The following is a 302-nucleotide window of genomic DNA, read 5'->3' as shown; positions in this document are numbered from 1 at the left end:
CCGGCACTGGGACCACTGCCGGTGCATCCCTATCGCTATGTCGCCATCAAAACGGTCAAGGTCAACATCGACTATCACGTCAGTTATGAGCAGCACCATTACTCGGTGCCACACCAGTATGTGGGTCAGCAACTGGAGCTCCATGCAGGCGACACACTGCTTCAGGTCTATCACCAGCAACAGCTGGTCGCGAGCCATCCACGTAAAACCATCCCGGGGATGAGCACGCTCCCTGAGCACATGCCGGAACGTCACAGCAAGCAGCAACGCTGGACCCCAGGGCGTCTTAAACAGTGGGCTGC

1 pseudogene is annotated in these 302 nt (G+C 57.9%); it reads left to right on the top strand.

The features are described 5' to 3' along the window. Positions 1-302: pseudogene (locus J9892_RS21395) on the top strand (IS21 family transposase); the annotation flags it as partial.

Source organism: Aeromonas sp. Prich7-2 (assembly GCF_017939255.1).
GTDB classification, from domain to species: Bacteria; Pseudomonadota; Gammaproteobacteria; order Enterobacterales; family Aeromonadaceae; genus Aeromonas; species Aeromonas caviae.
The sequence above is the reverse complement of the archived record's forward strand: the minus strand, read 5'-3'. Positions and strand labels throughout refer to the sequence as shown.